Genomic DNA, 1,391 nt, shown 5'->3' on the forward strand with positions numbered 1-1,391 from the left:
CNANNNNCGGAAATGATGTGATGGATGGCGAGCAGCAAGAGGTGACGTTCAGGCGCAAGACGGATCAACCGAGTGCGGAACGGCGGCGTCGCGCTGAGATCGAACAGTTCAGCGGCATGGTCGCGGCGTTGGCGATCCGCTTCCGCGCTCTGCATATGCACGGGAAGACGCGACAGGTCGACGAGGTCGAGCCGATACGACGTTGGAGGCTCGATGACCTGGATCCCGCGCCCCCTGACGGTCTCGAACCGGGTCCGCAAGGTTTCGTGGCGTCGAACGATTTCGGCCAGGGCCAGCTCGAGGGCTTTCGTGTCGAGCGTGCCTTCCAGCCGAATGGCGACCGCGATGTTGTATGAGGATCCTACGCCGCCGAACTGCTCAAGGAACCAGAGGCGTTCCTGCGCAAATGACAACGGCAATTCGCCCCTGCGTTGAGAGACGATCGGCGGGAGCTCGCTGCTCAGCGAGCGGACCTCTTCGAGAAACGTTGTGATTTCCTGCTGGCGTGCGCGGATTTCGTCGATCCGTTCCCGTGTCATCACGCCCCGAGGTGCGCGGTAACGCACCTGACCGTTCTCCGACCAGATCTGGACACCGTCGCGCCGCAGCACGGAGAGCAGATTTTCGATCATCAGATGATTCCTTCCTCGAGCTCCGCTTCGACCACCGACGGCCGCGCATTCGCCCAACCGAGCACATCGACCCGGTCGGCAAGCTGGCTGAGAGTCGCGGTCTCGAACATCGCCTTGAGCGGCACTGTCACCTGCAACTCCCTTTGCACGCGGGCGATCGCACGTGTCGCTGACAGCGAATCGCCGCCGAGGGCGAAGAAGTTGTCGGTAACGGAGACGTGGTCGCGCTTGAGCACCTCGCGCCAGATCGCGACGAGGGCTTCTTCCGTGGCATTGCGCGGGGCGATGATCTCACCTGTGCCCTGCCACTCCGGCGCCGGCAGCGCGTTACGATCGAGCTTGCCGTTCGGCGACAGCGGCAGGCGGTCGAGCCTGACGATCGCCGATGGCACCATATGGTCGGGCAGCGTGGTCTGGAGATGCCGCCGCAGCGCTTCCGCCTCGAACGGCGCGTTGTCGCGTGTCGTGACGTAGCCGACCAGCCGGCGCTCACCGCTGTCCTCGCGCGCCTCTACCGCCGCCTGCTCGACAGCGGGGTGGGACAGCAGCGCCGCCTCGATCTCGCCGAGCTCGATCCGGAAGCCGCGCAGCTTTACCTGATGGTCGATGCGGCCGAGATAGTCGAGCGCGCCGTCGGTACGCCAGCGCGCCAGATCCCCGGTGCGATACAGACGCTCGCCGGATGCGAACGGGCTCGGTACAAAGCGTTCCGCTGTGAGGCTCGGACGGCCGAGATAACCGCGGGCGACGCCGACGCCA

General features: G+C 65.3%; 1 protein-coding gene and 1 pseudogene (1 of these 2 only partly in view). Both read right to left on the reverse strand.

Annotated features, from left to right (window positions below; translation table 11 throughout):
* Nucleotides 1-632, reverse strand: a pseudogene (locus tag BRAS3843_RS06155) (amino acid adenylation domain-containing protein) (its annotated part extends 4,655 nt beyond the left edge of the window); the annotation flags it as partial.
* The coding region (locus BRAS3843_RS06160) for a phosphopantetheine-binding protein (protein ID WP_035980956.1) at nt 632-1,391 on the reverse strand (760 nt) is incomplete at its 5' end. The pseudogene BRAS3843_RS06155 and the gene BRAS3843_RS06160, both read right to left, overlap by 1 nt.

Origin of the sequence: Bradyrhizobium sp. STM 3843 (assembly GCF_000239815.1) — a bacterium.
In the GTDB taxonomy this organism is placed as follows: Bacteria; Pseudomonadota; Alphaproteobacteria; order Rhizobiales; family Xanthobacteraceae; genus Bradyrhizobium.